Genomic DNA, 17,342 nt, shown 5'->3' with positions numbered 1-17,342 from the left:
GTGTCAGCCACCATGCCCCTATCTAAATTAGACCCCGTCCTTAAGGACGGGGACTCATTTAAACTTAAATTTTACCTGAGCAAAGCACTAAAAGGACAACGACTAGCTGGCGATTCGCTAATTACTTGTTTTTCTCCCCAGTTCCAAAGTCGTTTGATTATACCCAAAAATGTTGGTTTCTGTTCTCCTGTAGCTTGTTTTTCGTTTCCTGTCAGCTTTGATGTAGTTGTTTTTCCACCTGCTGTCAGCTTGTCTAAAAACAAGGTATTGTCAAAGTAGTGTTCCATAGAAACTATCTTCAAATCATCGGTGACGCGGGCAATACTCATACCGATAACTTCCACCATTTCTCCAGTACCTGCAAAGTCTTTGTATGAACCGTTAAAATGTCCCCAATGCCGCCATTTAAATGTAACGTTTGGTGGTCCAGAAAAGACTTCTAACAATTCCCAAGGAAATCCTTCCGGAAATGTTGTATGAAAAATTTGTCCCGATGATTCAAAGTCTTCTTCAGAAGCTTTATAATGTTGTGAATCAGCCATGAACAAATTGTAAGTACCAGCAACTCCTAATTCAGCGGCTGTATACTCTACTCCACCATTGGTACTGACGCGAAACTTGTCACTCACAACCGACAACCACTGTTGCGGGTCGCTTTTGAATGATGCTTCCATCTCGAAGGTTCTGACCAAGTTTTGCACGATCGCTTCTAGCGAACCTTCAAGGTGATTGCACACACTTTCTTGAGCGAGATTTTCTTTTGACCGCGAATAATCTGGTGGCGTTTGATAACGCCACTCTGCATCAGTGCTTTGTGCAATTACTGTATCTCTATCTTGCACCCAAAGCGGAAGGCTGTTAGATTGTGTTGCGCTCATAGAAGTCTTGGTTTAAGATTTGACTCAAGTTTTGCGTTAGTTCGATTTAGCCAAAAGGGTGCAGCGCTTGATAACCACACCACGACTAAAAGCTTCACTATTAGAGCATCCCTCAAAAGGAATATTTTTAACAATTAATTTAATAAAACGTAAGCGATCGCTTCAAAGTCTTCTGTCGAACTTCTATTTTTTAGATTTCGCAGCAACATCCCCTAAACATGTTCGCTTCTAAAGATTTCCCCGCATGGCTTGTTTCATCTCGCGGACTGCTCTTTCTATACCGACTAAAGCTGCCCGACTGATGATAGTATGACCGATATTCAACTCTTCCATTCCTGGAAGACAAGCCACAGGATAAACATTCCAGTAAGTCAGTCCATGACCGGCATTCACGCGCAATCCGGATTTAATCGCTTGTTCACACCCCGATGCTAACAAAGCTAATTCTTGCTGACGAGTTGTTTCATTTTTCGCTTCAGCATATTGCCCGGTGTGCAGTTCAATAAATTTAGCTTGTACCTTGACAGAAGCTTCAATTTGTGCGGGTTCGGCATCAATAAACAGACTAACTGGGATAGCAGCGTTTTGCAACTTATCAACAATCTCACCGATTCTAGCAATTTGACCGACGATATCGAGACCGCCTTCGGTAGTGACTTCTTGGCGTTTTTCGGGTACTAAAGTTACATAATCGGGTTTGATATCGAGAGCGATCGCTAACATTTCCTCAGTCGCTGCCATTTCTAGATTAAGATGCGATCGTACCGTTTGCCGCAATAAACGCACATCTCTATCTTGAATATGGCGCCTATCTTCGCGCAAATGTACGGTAATTCCATCAGCACCTGCTAATTCTGCCAGTACCGCAGCTGCTACAGGGTCTGGTTCCACCGTTTGTCGCGCTTGACGGATAGTAGCGATGTGGTCAATATTTACGCCGAGTGTAGACACTCTAATTTCTCCTGTTTGCATCCTCAGGTCTTGATTTTAGCCCAAATGGAGATTGGAGGGTAAGCGATCGCCTTCATAACTCCACGAATTTATAATAAGTAGATGAGTATAAATAAACGTTCCTTAACGTAGTAACGGCTTCAGCCGTTAAAATCCTCAGAGGATGCAAGTGAAAGTATTAGATTTGACAAACAGACCTAACCCCCCTTTGCCCCCCAACCCTTTAGAGGAAAAGGGGGTTTCAAAGCCTCTCCCCCCGTGGGGGAGCCACTCGCGTGCGGGGGTTCCCCCCCGTTGAGCGATGTGGCGTGAGAGGTTTGGAGAGGGGTCTTTTTGTAAACGAAGATACCCGACTTCTGAAATAAGTCGGGTATCTGAAATCAAAACTACTTATGTTCCACACTGCTTAATTGCAAAGCCAATATTATTTTCTACCTTAATTCCACAAGAATAAGATATATCTCCGCCATTATTACCGCGATTTCCTTCAATAAAATTATCGATACCACCATTACTAGCTCTAGCTAAAATTCCATTACTTAACGTGTTATTCTGTATCTTGACATTATCCATTCTGTTTTTGCTTCCATTCGTATCAGCATTAACATAAATTGCTGGAGTATTGGTCATATTAGTTAATATTTTGTTTCCGGTAATCAACACATTCTTTACTTCAGGTACTTTGTAGATACCGATATAAGAATTACCCGTATTATTGCTAATTTTCACGCCATTAACGCTAGTTCCACCACAACATTCTTGAATCAGAATACCTTCTCCATCAATGCTTTCGTAATTGCCTCCCGCAATTTTATGACGGGAAACTTCATAATCATTGCCGTCAATGGTGACATTCCAGCCAGACCAATCAATCGCACGATTTTCAAAAGTAGCAGCGTTTTGAGGTTGTTTTGTGCCAGTGGGATCTATCCAAACTTGCTTATTTTTTTCATCTTTGATTTGATTATTTCTAATTATCAAATTATCTCCAGTTGCATGAATAGCAACTCGCATAGTGTGATAAACCCAATTGTCCTGAATTACTAAACCTTTACGAAAGAAGTTAGGAAAGCGATTTGGGTCATTAGGTAATTCTTTGGGTGAACTAAAGCGGTTCAGGGAAATTCCATAATGGTCTGTATAGTTAAACTTAGCTTTTTCACCTTCCGGATACGTAACTGTTGAATTTCCCCGAAGTTGTTTTACTATATAATTTGGTTGGTCAAAATTATCGGTGACAGCATCATTGAGTCGATTGTTACTAATTAAAACGTTAGCAAAAGCTTGAATTTGTATATTAGCAGCAAACCTGTGAGAAAATCGCTGCCAAGGATTTTGAAATGATTCGGGAACACGAGGTTCTGGAGTAGCTACGTTATTACTTCTAACTCCGAAGATGATGATATTTTGGTTAGTAATTTTATCAGAATTTTCGGCTGATGAAAATTCAATTGCCGCACGATTAATATCTACATTGACTACACCGATATTGCTATCTTGGTTTGGGTTAGTAGTGAAGATTTTTTTAAAAGCTGTATTATTCGGTGTACCGCTACCAGAAAAACTCGGTTTATATTGAGGAAAAACTAACTTTGTGGCTGGATTGTATGAACTAGATTTAGCATCATTGACTGCGGGTGTATCTCCACGGATAACTACACCATCTTTTAAGTAAATGTTATCTGCAAAGTTGTAAGTTCCACCCGGAAAATAGACAACACCCCCACCGTTAGCAGATGCAGCATCGCGTGCCGCATTAAAGCTAGCATCTATGGTAGAAGCGGGAAAATATTTAATGTTATAAACGCAATTCCATTTAATATTTTTAGTCCAAGAAAAAGCGTTATCTTTATATTTTACAGTAATGGGATTGTCTTGAGGTGCATTGCTACGACTGCCGCATTTTGACGATTGAGTGATAGTTTGAATTGGTGAAGTTTGAGAATCAGCAGTTTGATTAGGCGGAATTTGAGAATTACAGCTATTGATAAGAATAATGATGACAGCGGTTAAGAAAAATTGGTAGAAGATTCGGAATTGTCGCCGCGCTTGTCGGATGGTAGCGATGAGGTTGATGTTGATGTTTTTAGGCAACTTTAGTTTCTCCCGTTTGCACAGTTATTAGAACTTGATTTTACCAGAAATCTAAGTACTGCTGTAAGTGGAAAACTAAAAGAATGCGATCGCATCAATTGCCAGCCTGAAAAAAGTGCTGCTACCTCCTTTGATTCATATTTAAGTTTAATAGCTTAAATTTCCCTCGTTATTTGAAATTCCCAGAATCCGAATTGATGTTTGTTTATGCGAGCCATTGCCTTGAGTGCAAGTAGCTGATAGCGTATCTCCACTAATAGAAATATTGTGACAAGATCCTTGGTAAGTACTAGCAGTCCGAGGATTGGGATAATACTTCAACTCTCCATTGCTGTTTTCAATGCCCAGAACCCGAATTGATGTTTGTTTATATGAGCCATTACTTTGAGGGCAAGTAGCTGATAGCTCATCTCCATTAATAGAAATATTCCGACAAGATTTTTGGTAACTACTATTATCTCTGGCTTGCGGAGAAGAACTGGTAGTGGGTGTGGATGTTCCTTTTAAGCTAGGTTGTGAATTAAATACAAAATAGGATGTTAGCGCTACAACAGCGGCAATACCTGCGCCAATCAGGGATTTTTTATTTCTCAGAACTGAAGTAGAATTAGAAAGTCTATTAGTAGGTGCAGAAGTTTGGGCAACTGACTGTTTCTGATTTTGGCTAAAGGTTGCGGTGTTACTAGATAACGGTGATTCGTCTAATGAATTTGGTTCGTTTTCATTAGTAGAAGTAGATTGTTTATTAGAAATTATCGCTTCAATTGACGCTATATCTTCTTGGCTCAAGTTTTGCCTTACTGACATGTCATTAGATAACTGCGATTCCTCTACAAGGTTTGCGGGTTGTTCTTCAACTTTACCCAAATGCGGCTTCTTTTTCATAATTGGGATAGAGTCACCCGAAATGCCAGCAAACTGAATCGCATTGCAAGCAATGTTAAAAGCAAACTCTATTCGCGAGTAAGTATCATATCGCGGATCGTAAGCTACTAGAGCATCGTAAAAGCCAACGGCAAATTCTAATGCTGCTTTATCTCCAATGGCTGCATTCATGCCAATGACATAATCAATATGTTGAGCGATCGCTACAGCTTGTTCTTCACTATAGCAAGCATTCAACACCACACACTCTACTTGCTTGGCAAACTGTCCAAAAAGTCCCGCGAGTGCTTCTCCTGTTACTAACTTTTCTTTGCCGATTTCATCCTCAAATGATAATCCTGTGGTTCCCGCACCATGTCCGGAAAAATGGATAATATTTGGGCGAAAATCTAACACCGCACGGCGAACATCTCTCGGACGTACCGCCCATTCTTGTTGCAAAATAAATTTATCACGTTGTTGCGAAAGCCGCAAACCTTCCTTGATGTCGCGCACTTCCTCATCCAAACGCAAACGAGATGTCTGCTTCGGATTCGCTGCCAGAATTAAGATTTTTTTCGCTGGAGTGTCAATATTCATTTTATCGCATCTGTCTGTAAAATCTTTGATTTAATTATGTAGTAACTACAAACAGCATTTAAATTAAATATTCCGGAAACTACGTTAATCGCCTTTTCAGGCTAACTTGAAACATTAGTATAAAAACGCAAAATAAACTGCAAAAAATAAGTAGAAAACGCAAACACTTCCACAGGCAAAGCTGCCGCACTTACTACAATATTGCATAAATTAATGACGAAAATTTATCACAAAAACTCTGCGTTCCTCTGCGCTACCTGGTGCGCTACGAGTGCGTTTCAAAACGCTACGAACTTATGCAAAGCTGTATTTAGTACCCAATAGGACTTACACACTCCTGATCGAGAAAACAAGACTTTGAGATTGCTTCCTGGCGTCGCAATGAGGGAAATACGTAGTCCGTGCGTAAGTCCTGACCAGGTAAAATACTTTCAGCAAGCCTAGGCAGATTATGATAGAAATTTCAGGCTTGATAGGAAAGGCGATAATCCCTCATGACTACCGAAAACAATCTAGCCGTTGTGGACTGGGAATCCCATAAGCCACCTACAGATTTAATTTTTGATGATGGTGAACCCTTGGAATCAAATAGACACCGTATTGCGATGAATATCCTGATTCGGTCATTGCAGCAAGCTTGGGCTGACCGCAATGATTATTTTACCGGGGGCAATATGTTTATTTACTACAGCAGCACCCAGGTTCGTAACCGTGATTTCCGGGGTCCAGATTTTTTTGCTGTCCTCAATGTTGACGGCAATAACTCTAGACAAGGGTGGGTAGTGTGGGAAGAAAATGGTCGTTATCCCGATGTAATTGTGGAATTAATGTCACCATCTACCGCAGCAATAGACAAAGGTATTAAGAAAAACCTTTACGAACAAACTTTTCATACCTCAGATTATTTTGTCTACGACCCCTTTGACGCTAATTCTTTGCAAGGATGGCATTTAGATGATAATCAACAATACCAGTCTTTGACCCCAAATGAGCGCAGTTGGCTATGGTGTAGACGTTTAGGTTTATGGTTGGGGACTTGGTCCGGAACAATAGATAGAGAAACAGCGGTATGGTTGCGGTTTTACGATGTGGCTGGCAATCTGGTTTTGTTACCAGAGGAGGCAGCAGTTGCACAAGCGGAGGCAGCAGTTGCACAAGCGGATGCAGCAGTTGCACGAGAGGAGGAAGCAATTGCACAAGCGGATGCAGCAATTGCACGAGAGGAGGAAGCAATTGCACGAGAGGAGGAAGCAAATGCACGAGCCGAACGTTTAGCAGCTAAATTAAGAGAGTTGGGGGAAAATCCAGATGTGTTGTGAGGGATTTTTGCTTTTTTGATTTGTTTAAAGGCGTTGCTGAATATAAAGGCTGAAATTCCTAATTCCTAGTAGAGACGTTCCACAAGAGAGGCGTCTCTACAAAGGCGGGTTTTAATATTGCAATCATTCGTCAAATTTTCTTTATTCATATTTAAAATCAGTCAGCAATCCTTGATGAAATGTTTGGCAATTGTTTGGGCTTCGTTTGTGTCATTATTACTAAATAAAGATACCTTTTGATAGCTATGGCATGATTAGCAGCACCCCGATCAAAAAAATCTTAATTCTAACAGCGAATCCGAAACAAACATCACGTCTGCGTCTAGATGAGGAAGTGCGCGACATTAACGAAGGTTTGCGGCTTTCGCAACAGCGTGACACATTTATCCTAAAACAAGAATGGGCAGTACAACCAAAAAATGTACGCCGTGCTGTGTTAGATTTTCGACCAAATATTATCCATTTTTCTGGGCATGGTTCGCAGACGACGGGATTATTATTTGAAGATGAAACCGGAAAAGAAAAGCTAGTAACCGCACAAGCACTTGCCGGACTGTTCTCGCAGTTCGCTAGCCAACTAGAGTGTGTGGTGTTGAATGCTTGTTATAGTGAAGAACAAGCTGTGGCGATCGCTCAACATATTGATTATGTCATTGGCATGAATGCGCCAATTGGGGATAAAGCCGCTTTGGAATTTGCTGTTGGTTTTTACGATGCTCTAGCACGTTACAATTCTCAATACGATGAAGGCTCGGCGATAGAGTTTGCTTTTAACATTGCTTGCAATGCGATTCAGCTTGCTGGGGTTTCAGGTGAATCTATTCCAGTGCTGAAAAAGAAGCCGAATCTTATTGAGTCAGTCGATAAAACGGATACATTTGAAGAACAGATTTCCGAAAAGAATAAACATACATACAGTTTATCTGCTGTTGAAGCATATCGCCAAAAAGTTGAGGAGTTTGCCTGTGATGGCAAGATTTCTGATATCGAGCGTCACATTTTATCAGATTATATAAAAGAGCTAAAAATAACAGACGAACAGGCTTATGCCATTGAAGCAGAGGCTTTAAAGCCTTACCAAGAGTACCAGGAAAATTTGAAAAATTACCTGCGAAGATTTGTTGAGGCACTTAATCATGAGTCACATTTTTCAGATCAGACTCGTGATGAATTTAAACTTTTGCAGCAAACTTGGAAATTAAAAAGTGAGGATCTAGATAAAATTTACAATAGTCTAGGTAATGCTCTGTATAATGCTCAAGATAATGATAAAGCAATTCTGGCATACAAAGAGGCAATTCTGATTAATAATAACAACCCAATCACGCACAGAAATTTGGGAAATGTTTTGTTGATTAAAAACAAAATACAAGAGGCGATCGCTGAGTATAGAGAAGCAATTCGCATCGAACCTGACGATGCCCGACTTCATTATCATCTGGGAAATATTTTTTATAATTCAGATTTAAATGAAGCAATTTATGAGTATAAAAAAGCAGTGGCAATCGAGCCGGAAAAGGCGGATTTTCACAATCGATTGGGACGCGCTTTATCCCAGCAAGACAACTTTGATGAGGCAATTACCGAATACAAAAAAGCAATTGAACTTAACCCCAATCTTGCAGAAGCTCATGGTGGCTTGGGTATGGCTCTATATAGGCAAACAAATTTAAAGGAGGCAATTGCTAGTCTCCGACAGGCAATTTACATCGAGTCTGACAACGCAGTTTTTTATAGAGATTTGGGTAGAATTTTATATAGCCAGGGCAAGCTCAAAGAGGCAGTTGCTCAATTAAAAGAAGCTATTCTCTTCAATATAAATGATGCATTTGCTTATGCTTATTTAGGGTTCGCTTTACTATCTCAACGAAAGCAAGAGGATGGAATAGAGCGTCTGAAAATTGCTATCTATTTATTGAAAAAGGAGGGTATGACTCAGGAGGCTTTCCAAATTGAGCAGATATTGCAGCAAGTAGTACAAGGTAATAAAAATTGGATGAATTTTGTTAAACGGTGTCTACTATGGTAATTACTTCTCGATCGCATCTGTTTGAGTATGCTACGGGATACCTAATTTTTGCTCAAGCAGGGAGTAATATTTGTCATTGCCGCTCCAACTACTGCTGCAATGGTAATTTTTTTGATGTTACCTACAATTACTACGCGCTCCTGCCGCTGCAATTGCTTTAAACTTTGATTGAAAGCTTTATCAGCCTCATCTTGTATAGCATTACGTGCATCTACCAGGGTTACGCGTTCTTTTACTCCTGATTGAGCAAATTCAAAAGCTTTATCCTCTGCGGCTTGATTCACAAATGCGAAGACATAATCTGTCTGATAAAGTGCTTGCTCTGCAATACTTTGAAATTCATTTTGAACAGATGCTTCGTTAATTATAATATGTGGATTTTTTCTAGCTTCTTTAATAACTATTTTTTTGATTTCTTGCTTAATTAAGTCATTATGTGCTTGTGATATAGTTTCACGCCAAATCATCTGCCCATCTAGTTTTTTCTCTGCCTGTTTAATTGCATCATCAGCTAGATGACCCCATCGCAGATCATCGAGGTTAGTGTATGTAGGTGGAATTTGTCTTGGACTTGTTCTTCCAACGGGTTTTGGCAGAGGTTTAAGTCGGGTAGGAAGACGACGAACTGGGGGAAATTTTGATCGCTTAAGTTTTGGTCGCCATCGTATCGGCACTATAGCGCTACTGGTTAGGTTTAACGAATTATCATTGTGCAATAAATCGGCTGAAAGGCGATTTGCAACTTTTGGGCAGTTTTTGTTCTGTTTATCTGAAACAGCTATATTACATGCTGTAGTCAGTGAAAAACTGCTAATTAACATTGCAAGTATTAAACTACGTCTGTAATTTAAACGTATTATAATAGTTTTGCTCATGCGCTTTTCATTTGAAAATAAAATCTTATATGTATATCCAAAATTAAAACGATTGATTTCGGATAGTTATGTTATTTAATTAGTTAGATTGAGTGTAATAGCTTTGAGTAGGGCGATCGCGATCGCCTGATAATTTTGACTAACTCGAAGCACTTGTATAAAAACGCAAAGCAAACCGCCAAAAATAAGTAGAAAACGCAAACAGTCCCACTGCCAATCCTGCCGCACTTAGTACCCAACTGATTTCACCCCGACGCAGCATTGCCTCTGCTGGAATCGTAGTTAAAAAAGCTACCGGAACTACAAATGTAAAGAAAAAGCGGTAAGCAGTCGGATATGCAACCATCGGATATCTTCCAGCTTCCAACAAACCGCGCAGCACTTCAGTAACGTTGTATATTTTCACAAACCAGATGCTAGTCGCACCCAGCATAAACCACAAGCTGTAAAGAATTATTAAGCCGAAAAACAGCGGCACGATACTAAGTAAATAGTCGTTTATTCGCAAGTTAAGTTTTGAACCTGCATAAGCAATTATCACGCTACCGAAAATTATATCCGGCATTCCCCAAGGTGATAAGGTATGGATAGAAAGCCAAAACTGACTGCGAATCGGTTTTAATAATACAAAGTCTAGCGTACCTTCTTGCACATGGCGGACGATACGATTTAGGTTTGGTGCGAGAAAAGTAGCGGAAAAGCCTTGCAATAAAGTAAAAATTCCCAAGACTATTAAAGCAGCTGACCACGACCAGCCACCAAAGGTGTAGCCGGTACGGTAAAACAAGAATAATCCGAATAAACTACCTACAAGATTCCCCACACTGCTGAGGGTAGCTAAAAGAAAGTTGATGCGATACTCCATCTCCGCTGCTATGGCAGCACTCCAAAACAGTCTTAGTACTTTCAAATATCTTGACATTTTCAGATACCCAGCAATATATGAATATATTTTTTAGGATACAAAATAACTTTACTTAAACTTAATATTATTTTTCATGAAGAAAGAATTTCTGAACGTTAAGATATTCTATGCCTATTGTTGAACACTTAGAGATTTTATGCATTTTGATTTACCGCAGATAGTTAAATCACTTGGTTATTTTGGAGTATGGGCGATAATTTTTGCTGAATCTGGGTTATTAATTGGGTTTTTTCTACCCGGAGATAGTTTGTTATTTACTGCGGGATTTGTTGCTTACACGAAACCGGAACTGCTAAATATCTGGGTTTTGATTTTTGGTGCTTTTGTTTGTGCAGTGTTTGGTGATAATGTCGGGTATGCTACTGGACATAGATTTGGACGCAGATTATTTCAAAAAGAGGATTCGTGGCTGTTTCATAAAAAACATTTGGAAAAAACTCAATCTTTTTATGAAAAACACGGGAAGAAAACGCTGGTTTTAGCACGATTTGTGCCGATAGTGCGGACTTTTGCACCGATTATTGCTGGTATTGGTGCGATGCATTATAAGACATTTATGTCTTACAACTTAATTGGCGGTTTACTTTGGACATTCGGTATTACTTTATTAGGATATTTTTTAGGAAAATCTCTGCCAGCTGAACAGGTGGATAAGTATTTGTTGCCGATTATTGGGTTGATTATTGTTGTTTCTTTAATTCCGTCGGTTATTCATATAATTCAAGAAAATAGAGGAAGTAAACATTAAGATTTTCTCACGCCAAGGCAAGGCAGCGCGTTGCGGGGGTTCCCCCCGTTGTAGCGACTGCCGCGCAAAGTCGCAAAGAAGGAAAGGGAGATTTTATTACCTGGGGTGGTTGGCAAGTTTTTGCGGATGAGAGAAACTGAACAATCAGAGTGTAATTATACTGCTGATGACTTCATTCGACATCTTTTTGGAAGACTTTATTTTTTTGGTACTCTCGACGTGTTTTTTTGTGTTTGTGGGTTGGACGTGGAGACACTTAAAACCGATGAGTCTTCCGGAACCGCTTCCAGGATGGTTTAAAATCTGGTTTGGGACAGTGCAGGTGTTGGGAGGGTTGTTACCGTTGGTGGTTATGCTTTTATGGGGTGTAGTGTGGGGGCATGATCGCACTTTAACTGTGCTTCTGTCATACTATCTCATGCTAGGGCTGCAAATTCTCTTTGAAAGTCTGACATTACGACAGTATAAATCGGTTGTCTGGGTGATGGTTCCTTATTTATATTTGCCTTACCGCATTTGGCAACTGTATGAGGGTTTAATATTTCTTGGTTCTGAAAGTCAATTGATGTGGGTACGCTATTTTTTGATTTTACAGATTATTATCTGGACTGTAAATTATGTTTTAGATGTGTCTCAGCTACCAAGGTTGTTTCGCTGGGCTGTACAAGATAATTCTGAAGTAGTTGTTGTACGATAATAAAAGTCAAATATGAAAGTTTTTGGAGTGAGTCATGCTGAAAAAACTCATCCTGGAAAATTGGAAAAGTTTTCGTTATGCAGAACTTCCAATTGACCCATTAACTGTTCTTATTGGTACAAATGCTAGTGGAAAATCTAATGTAGTTGAAGCTTTGGAATTTTTACAAAGAATAGTCAGAGGTGAAGATATTGAGGCTGCTTTAGCAGGAGATAAAACATTTCCATCTATTCGAGGTGGTGTAGAGTGGGCTGCCCTTAAACCAGAAACTCAGTTTACATTAAAGGCAATGATTCAGGGTGAAGATGAAAAAACAGATTATTTATATGTTATTAAAATTCAAACACAACCTGTAGTCAGAATTATAGAAGAATATATTGATAGTCAAAAATATCTAGATAATATTACAGATAATTTCTCAACGTTTTATATAAAAAGTTTTGATTTTCAAACAAAAAGTGGATTGAAAGAAGTATGGGGTATGATCCCTATTGAGGAATTGGACAGAGATAAAATATATAAAATTTATCCAGAGGAATTGAAAAATATATTAGATGGAAGGTTTATTCTAATAAATACAGTAAAAACTTTTGTTATCAAGGCTTTAGAAAGTATTTTAATCCTAAATCCAATTCCTTCTCAAATGCGGGACTACTCACCGTTGTCTGACAGCCTCGAAAGTAATGCTTCAAATATTGCAGGTGTGCTAGCTGCATTACCTGATGAACAGAAAGCGGAAATAGAAGCAACAATATCTACATATATCAAAAATTTACCAGAAGGTGATATTCAAAGAATTTGGGCAGAAAAGGTAGGCAGATTTGGTACTGATGCTATGCTTTACTGTGAGGAACTGTGGAAACCCGGTCAGATTACAGAAATTGATGCTAGAAGTATGTCGGATGGAACTTTGCGCTTTTTAGCAATTCTCACAGCGCTACTAACCCGACCAAAAGGTAGTCAATTAATAATTGAAGAAATAGATAATGGTCTTCATCCCTCTCGTGCAGAATTACTGGTAAGAATGCTGCGGGAGATTGCCAATAAAAGAAATATTGATATATTATTTACCACCCATAACCCAGCTTTGCTTGATGCTTTAGGACCAGAGATAGTGCCATTTGTCGTAGTCGCACATCGCGATTCGGAAACTGGAGAAAGTCAGTTAACGGTAGTAGAAGATATTCAGAATTTTCCCAAGCTGTTTGCATCAGCTTCTTTGGGTAAGCTTACAGTAACCGGCGCGATTGAAAGAAGCCTTTCTCGTAACGAGTAATTAGAAGCATGAGAAAGGTTCTGATTATAGACACATGCTTTCTCTGCGTTTGGTTGAAAGTTCCAGGAATGGAAAGTTGCGGTTCTGACAATGATGTGTGGGATTTTCAGCGTGTCAATCAGAAAATTCAAGCTGAAATCGCTATATCTACAATTTTGGTGCTTCCCTTAGCTGTGGTTGTGGAAACTGGTAATCATATTTCACAAGCTAAAGCAAAACAGTATGAAACGGCTCAAGAATTTGCAAAAATTATGACTTTTGCAGCAGATGAAACAACTCCTTGGGCAGCTTTCGGTGAACAAATTGTGCTTTGGGAAGGAGAACAATTAAAAAAGTTAGCGGCTGAATTTCCGGAAAATGCCAAACAAAAGACTTCTATGGGCGATGCCAGTATTGTAAACTTAGGTAAACATTACTACCGAAAGAAGTATCAAGTGGAGTTTCTGACAGAGGAACGAAGGTCTAAAGGCGCAGGAACCACCTTTGCGAGAACCACCTAAGAGACGTAGCGATCGCACAAGATGAATAAACTTTGAGAAATCTACAAATAAAACTAACAACAGGTTATCATCAAATACTGTGGAATTTCCGTGCGTATAACTAGGCATCTATGACTGCTTCTCATTCTGCAACCCCATCCACCAAACCCGATGCCAGTACATTTATCTCTGACCATCGAGCGGTCGATCGCACTAAGCTCAGTCAAATGTACCAGCATTATATCGAAACGAAGGAAAAGTATCCTCACGCGATGTTGCTGTATCGAGTAGGAGATTTTTTTGAATGTTACTTTGAAGATGCGGTCACGCTAGCGCAGCAGTTAGAACTTGTCCTGACGAGCAAGCAAGCTGGAGAACAAGGACGTGTGGCGATGTCTGGTGTACCGCATCACTCTTGGGAACGATACGCTACGCTGTTGGTGGAAAAAGGCTACGCTGTGGTAATCTGCGACCAAGTGGAAGATGCTGCGGAAGCTGCTGGGAGGTTGGTACGACGCGAAATTACACGCATCCTCACTCCCGGTACTTTGCTGGAAGATGGAATGCTAAAAGCAAGTCGCAATAATTACCTTGCGGCTGTGGTAATTGCTGGGGAACATTGGGGTTTGGCTTACGCAGATATATCTACAGGCGAATTTCTCACGACGCAAGCAAGTAATTTAGAACATCTGACACAAGAGTTAATGCGCTTGCAACCTTCGGAAGTGCTAATTCCGACGAATGCGCCAGATTTAGGTAGTTTACTGCGTCCTGGGGAAAAATCGGAACATCTGCCGGAATGTTTGCCACCATCGTTTTGTTATGCTTTGCGATCGCAAGTTCCATTTTCTCAAGGTGAAGCTAGAGCTAAATTATTGCAGAAATTCAAAGTGCGATCGCTTGAAGGTCTAGGTTGCGATCGTCTCCCCCTCGCTGTTCGCGCTGCGGGTGGTCTTTTAGAATACCTCGAAGATACTCAAAAAGACCATCCGGTTTTTCTCCAAGCGTTACGCACATATACAATTACTGATTATTTAATTGTTGACAATCAAACTCGGCGCAACCTAGAAATTACGCAAACCGTCCGCGATGGTACTTTTCATGGTTCTTTGCTTTGGGCGTTGGATAGAACCAGCACGGCGATGGGTGGACGTGCTTTGAGAAGATGGTTATTGCAACCGCTACTTGATATTAAAGGTATTCGAGCGCGGCAAGATACGATCGCAGAGTTAATCGAAAATACACCTCTGCGTCAAGATTTGCGGCAATTGTTACGTCAAATTTATGACTTGGAACGGTTGACGGGACGCGCCGGTTCTGGTACGGCAAATGCGCGAGATTTGGTGGCTTTGGCTGATTCTTTGGCGCGTTTACCAGAATTAGCTAGCTTGGTGGCTGATACTCGTTCTCCCTTTTTGAAAGCTTTGCAGAAAGTGCCGCCTGTTTTGTCAGAGTTGGCAGAAAAATTACATGCAAATTTGGTGGAGTCACCACCGATACATTTAACTGAAGGGGGGTTGATTCGCCAAGGTGTGAATTCTCTGTTGGATGAGAGAAAAATAACTGTGGAAGGCGATCAGCAATGGATTGCTAATTTGGAAGTTGACGAAAGAGCAAAGACGGGAATTCCGACTTTGAAGGTAGGATACAATAAGACCTTTGGATATTATATCAGTATTTCTCGCGCTAAGGCGGATTCTGTTCCGAGTAATTACATCCGCAAGCAAACGCTGACGAATGAGGAACGTTACATCACGCCGGAGTTGAAGGAACGAGAAGCAAGAATTCTCTCGGCGCGGGATGATTTAAATCAGTTGGAATATGAGATTTTTACGGCGTTGCGGGATGAGGTGGGAACGCATGGCTCGGAAATTCGCATTCTTTCGCGTGCGGTAGCTGCTGCGGATGTGTTGTGCGGTTTGGCTGAGTTGGGGGTGCATCAAGGCTATTGTCGTCCGGAGATGGTTGCGGGACGGGAGATTTTGGTTGTGGATGGGCGTCATCCGGTGGTGGAACAGTCTTTGCCTGCCGGGTTTTTTGTGCCGAATTCGACTCAACTGGGGAGTAGGGAATTGGGAGTAGGGAGTAGTGAAGAAAATTCCCCACTCCCCACTCCCCACTCCCCACTCCCCACTCCCCACTCCCCACTCCCCACTCCCCACTCCCCACTCCCCGATTTAATCATTCTCACGGGTCCAAATGCGAGTGGTAAGAGTTGTTATTTGAGGCAGGTGGGGTTGATTCAGTTGATGGCTCAAATTGGTAGTTTTGTGCCGGCTTCTTCTGCCAAGTTGGGGGTATGCGATCGCATTTTTACGCGGGTGGGTGCGGTGGATGATTTGGCAACGGGTCAATCTACTTTTATGGTGGAGATGAATGAAACGGCGAATATTCTCAATCATGCGACTGAGCGATCGCTTGTTTTGTTAGATGAAATTGGACGCGGTACGGCAACTTTTGACGGTCTTTCGATTGCTTGGGCTGTGGCGGAATATTTGGCGGTGGATATTCGAGCGCGAACGATTTTTGCTACACATTACCACGAGTTGAATGAGTTGGCGGCAATGTTACCGAATGTTGCTAATTATCAGGTGACGGTGAAGGAGTTACCCGACCAAATTATCTTTTTGCATCAAGTTCAACCAGGAGGTGCTGATAAGTCTTATGGTATTGAAGCCGGAAGATTAGCGGGTTTACCTGCGGTGGTAATTCAACGCGCAAAACAAGTAATGGGGCAGATTGAAAAGCATAGTAAGATTGCGATGGGTTTGCAAAGTTTGGATTGATAAAAAAGCGATATTAAGCTAGTTTATCTATATAATTCAGGTATGAACGCAAAAATTCTTCCAAACTTTCCTAAACTCTGTGTTCTCTGTGTCCTCTGCGGTTAATTCTCCGATAATTTGACGTAACTCTTATAACTGAAAAACTAAACTTTATTTAGTAGATAAGAAGGTAGCAACATGACTACAACCAAACAAATAGTTACCTTTGAGCAGTATTTGACTTATAACGATGGTACTGATACACGCTACGAACTTGAGCGAGGAGAATTAATACCGATGTCTCAACCCCGTGGAGGACATGGTGAAATCATGCACTTTTTGGAACGCTCATTTACAACAGAAATCGAGCGACTGAAGTTAGATTGGGTTGCACGTCAAGCTGCGGTTGGTGTTAGAGTACCTCAAGTGGGTAGACGGGATACTTCTAGAGTTCCAGATGTGACAGTTTTACTTTTGTCACAGTGGAAAAATTTAAGAAATAGAGAAGCTGTAATTGAACTTAATGAAGAACCACCGCTATTAATTGTAGAAGTTGTGAGTGCGGGAACTGAAAGTCGTGACCATCGCGCCAAAAGAGCGGAATACAATATCCTTGGTATCCCAGTTTATCTGCTGGTTGATTTTCTCGACTTCGACCAAAATGGCAAAGCAGTAGATAAGCGGGTAACAGTTCTAACTTTGGTTGAAGGCTTTTATGATGAAGCAGTTTATAGAGGAGAAGAAGTAATTCAAATTCCTACATTTTCTGAGTTGAAGCTGACTGCTAACCAACTTATTAATGCTGGTAGATAGGTTACACTGTTATAAGATTTATGATAAAT

14 protein-coding genes are annotated in these 17,342 nt (G+C 40.7%); 8 read left to right on the top strand and 6 right to left on the bottom strand.

The genetic code is table 11. The annotated features are described in order from the left end of the window. Positions 1-71: 71 nt before the first annotated feature. From PI95_RS00330 to PI95_RS00315, 4 genes are all read right to left on the bottom strand, one after another. Positions 72-878, bottom strand: a complete 807-nt coding sequence (locus tag PI95_RS00330; protein WP_039753060.1) for a SnoaL-like polyketide cyclase — start codon at positions 876-878, stop codon at positions 72-74. 228 nt (positions 879-1,106) lie between these two features. Beyond that, positions 1,107-1,829 (bottom strand): pyridoxine 5'-phosphate synthase, encoded by a 723-nt coding sequence (locus PI95_RS00325; protein ID WP_039754073.1) that lies wholly within the window; start codon positions 1,827-1,829, stop codon positions 1,107-1,109. Positions 1,830-2,219: 390 nt separating this feature from the next. After that, a complete protein-coding gene (locus PI95_RS00320; protein ID WP_052325788.1) occupies positions 2,220-3,923 on the bottom strand; it encodes a glycosyl hydrolase family 28-related protein in 1,704 nt (567 codons plus the stop codon). Between the two features lie 147 nt (positions 3,924-4,070). After that, positions 4,071-5,387 carry a CVNH domain-containing protein gene (locus PI95_RS00315; RefSeq protein ID WP_063842451.1) on the bottom strand — a complete coding sequence of 439 codons (1,317 nt, stop codon included), beginning with the start codon at positions 5,385-5,387 and terminating at the stop codon, positions 4,071-4,073. Between the two features lie 494 nt (positions 5,388-5,881). Here PI95_RS00315 and PI95_RS00310 point away from each other — a divergent pair, with 494 nt between their 5' ends. Then, positions 5,882-6,706, top strand: a complete 825-nt coding sequence (locus tag PI95_RS00310; protein ID WP_039753061.1) for a Uma2 family endonuclease — start codon at positions 5,882-5,884, stop codon at positions 6,704-6,706. Between the two features lie 250 nt (positions 6,707-6,956). Beyond that, positions 6,957-8,735 carry a tetratricopeptide repeat protein gene (locus PI95_RS00305; protein ID WP_063842452.1) on the top strand — a complete coding sequence of 593 codons (1,779 nt, stop codon included), beginning with the start codon at positions 6,957-6,959 and terminating at the stop codon, positions 8,733-8,735. Positions 8,736-8,776: 41 nt separating this feature from the next. On the opposite strand, the gene PI95_RS35475 is transcribed toward PI95_RS00305, so the two are convergent. Continuing rightward, positions 8,777-9,202, bottom strand: coding sequence for a hypothetical protein (locus tag PI95_RS35475; RefSeq protein WP_236116876.1), 426 nt, complete (start codon positions 9,200-9,202; stop codon positions 8,777-8,779). Positions 9,203-9,749: 547 nt separating this feature from the next. Further along, positions 9,750-10,532 carry an ABC transporter permease gene (locus tag PI95_RS00295; RefSeq protein ID WP_039753063.1) on the bottom strand — a complete coding sequence of 261 codons (783 nt, stop codon included), beginning with the start codon at positions 10,530-10,532 and terminating at the stop codon, positions 9,750-9,752. A gap of 139 nt (positions 10,533-10,671) precedes the next feature. Here PI95_RS00295 and PI95_RS00290 point away from each other — a divergent pair, with 139 nt between their 5' ends. From PI95_RS00290 to PI95_RS00265, 6 genes are all read left to right on the top strand, one after another. After that, entirely contained in the window at positions 10,672-11,283 is a 612-nt protein-coding gene (locus tag PI95_RS00290; RefSeq protein WP_039753064.1) for a DedA family protein, read from the top strand. A 136-nt stretch (positions 11,284-11,419) separates the two neighbouring features. Beyond that, the gene (locus tag PI95_RS00285; RefSeq protein ID WP_444881573.1) at positions 11,420-11,980 is read left to right on the top strand and encodes a DUF7733 domain-containing protein; all 561 of its coding nucleotides are present in this window, start codon (positions 11,420-11,422) and stop codon (positions 11,978-11,980) included. Between the two features lie 34 nt (positions 11,981-12,014). Then, positions 12,015-13,256 carry an AAA family ATPase gene (locus tag PI95_RS00280; protein WP_039753066.1) on the top strand — a complete coding sequence of 414 codons (1,242 nt, stop codon included), beginning with the start codon at positions 12,015-12,017 and terminating at the stop codon, positions 13,254-13,256. Between the two features lie 8 nt (positions 13,257-13,264). Further along, complete coding sequence (locus tag PI95_RS00275; RefSeq protein WP_236116875.1) at positions 13,265-13,756, top strand: hypothetical protein; 492 nt, start codon at positions 13,265-13,267, stop codon at positions 13,754-13,756. A 110-nt stretch (positions 13,757-13,866) separates the two neighbouring features. Then, complete coding sequence (gene mutS / locus PI95_RS00270; protein WP_039753067.1) at positions 13,867-16,521, top strand: DNA mismatch repair protein MutS; 2,655 nt, start codon at positions 13,867-13,869, stop codon at positions 16,519-16,521. Between the two features lie 177 nt (positions 16,522-16,698). Then, entirely contained in the window at positions 16,699-17,313 is a 615-nt protein-coding gene (locus tag PI95_RS00265; RefSeq protein WP_039753068.1) for a Uma2 family endonuclease, read from the top strand. Positions 17,314-17,342 lie beyond the last annotated feature (29 nt).

Source organism: Hassallia byssoidea VB512170 (genome assembly GCF_000817785.2).
In the GTDB taxonomy this organism is placed as follows: domain Bacteria; phylum Cyanobacteriota; class Cyanobacteriia; order Cyanobacteriales; family Nostocaceae; genus Hassallia; species Hassallia carrinoi.
This window is presented reverse-complemented; position numbering and strand designations above follow the sequence as displayed.

What these genes read in the sequence shown, in the direction of transcription:
- PI95_RS00330 (WP_039753060.1), bottom strand. Translation starts at nt 878, where the DNA reads ATGAGCGCAACACAATCTAACAGCCTTCCGCTTTGGGTGCAAGATAGA.
- PI95_RS00315 (WP_063842451.1), bottom strand. Translation starts at nt 5,387, where the DNA reads ATGAATATTGACACTCCAGCGAAAAAAATCTTAATTCTGGCAGCGAAT.
- PI95_RS00310 (WP_039753061.1), top strand. Translation starts at nt 5,882, where the DNA reads ATGACTACCGAAAACAATCTAGCCGTTGTGGACTGGGAATCCCATAAG.
- PI95_RS00305 (WP_063842452.1), top strand. Translation starts at nt 6,957, where the DNA reads ATGATTAGCAGCACCCCGATCAAAAAAATCTTAATTCTAACAGCGAAT.
- PI95_RS35475 (WP_236116876.1), bottom strand. Translation starts at nt 9,202, where the DNA reads ATGATTTGGCGTGAAACTATATCACAAGCACATAATGACTTAATTAAG.
- PI95_RS00295 (WP_039753063.1), bottom strand. Translation starts at nt 10,532, where the DNA reads ATGTCAAGATATTTGAAAGTACTAAGACTGTTTTGGAGTGCTGCCATA.
- PI95_RS00290 (WP_039753064.1), top strand. Translation starts at nt 10,672, where the DNA reads ATGCATTTTGATTTACCGCAGATAGTTAAATCACTTGGTTATTTTGGA.
- PI95_RS00280 (WP_039753066.1), top strand. Translation starts at nt 12,015, where the DNA reads ATGCTGAAAAAACTCATCCTGGAAAATTGGAAAAGTTTTCGTTATGCA.
- PI95_RS00275 (WP_236116875.1), top strand. Translation starts at nt 13,265, where the DNA reads ATGAGAAAGGTTCTGATTATAGACACATGCTTTCTCTGCGTTTGGTTG.
- mutS (WP_039753067.1), top strand. Translation starts at nt 13,867, where the DNA reads ATGACTGCTTCTCATTCTGCAACCCCATCCACCAAACCCGATGCCAGT.
- PI95_RS00265 (WP_039753068.1), top strand. Translation starts at nt 16,699, where the DNA reads ATGACTACAACCAAACAAATAGTTACCTTTGAGCAGTATTTGACTTAT.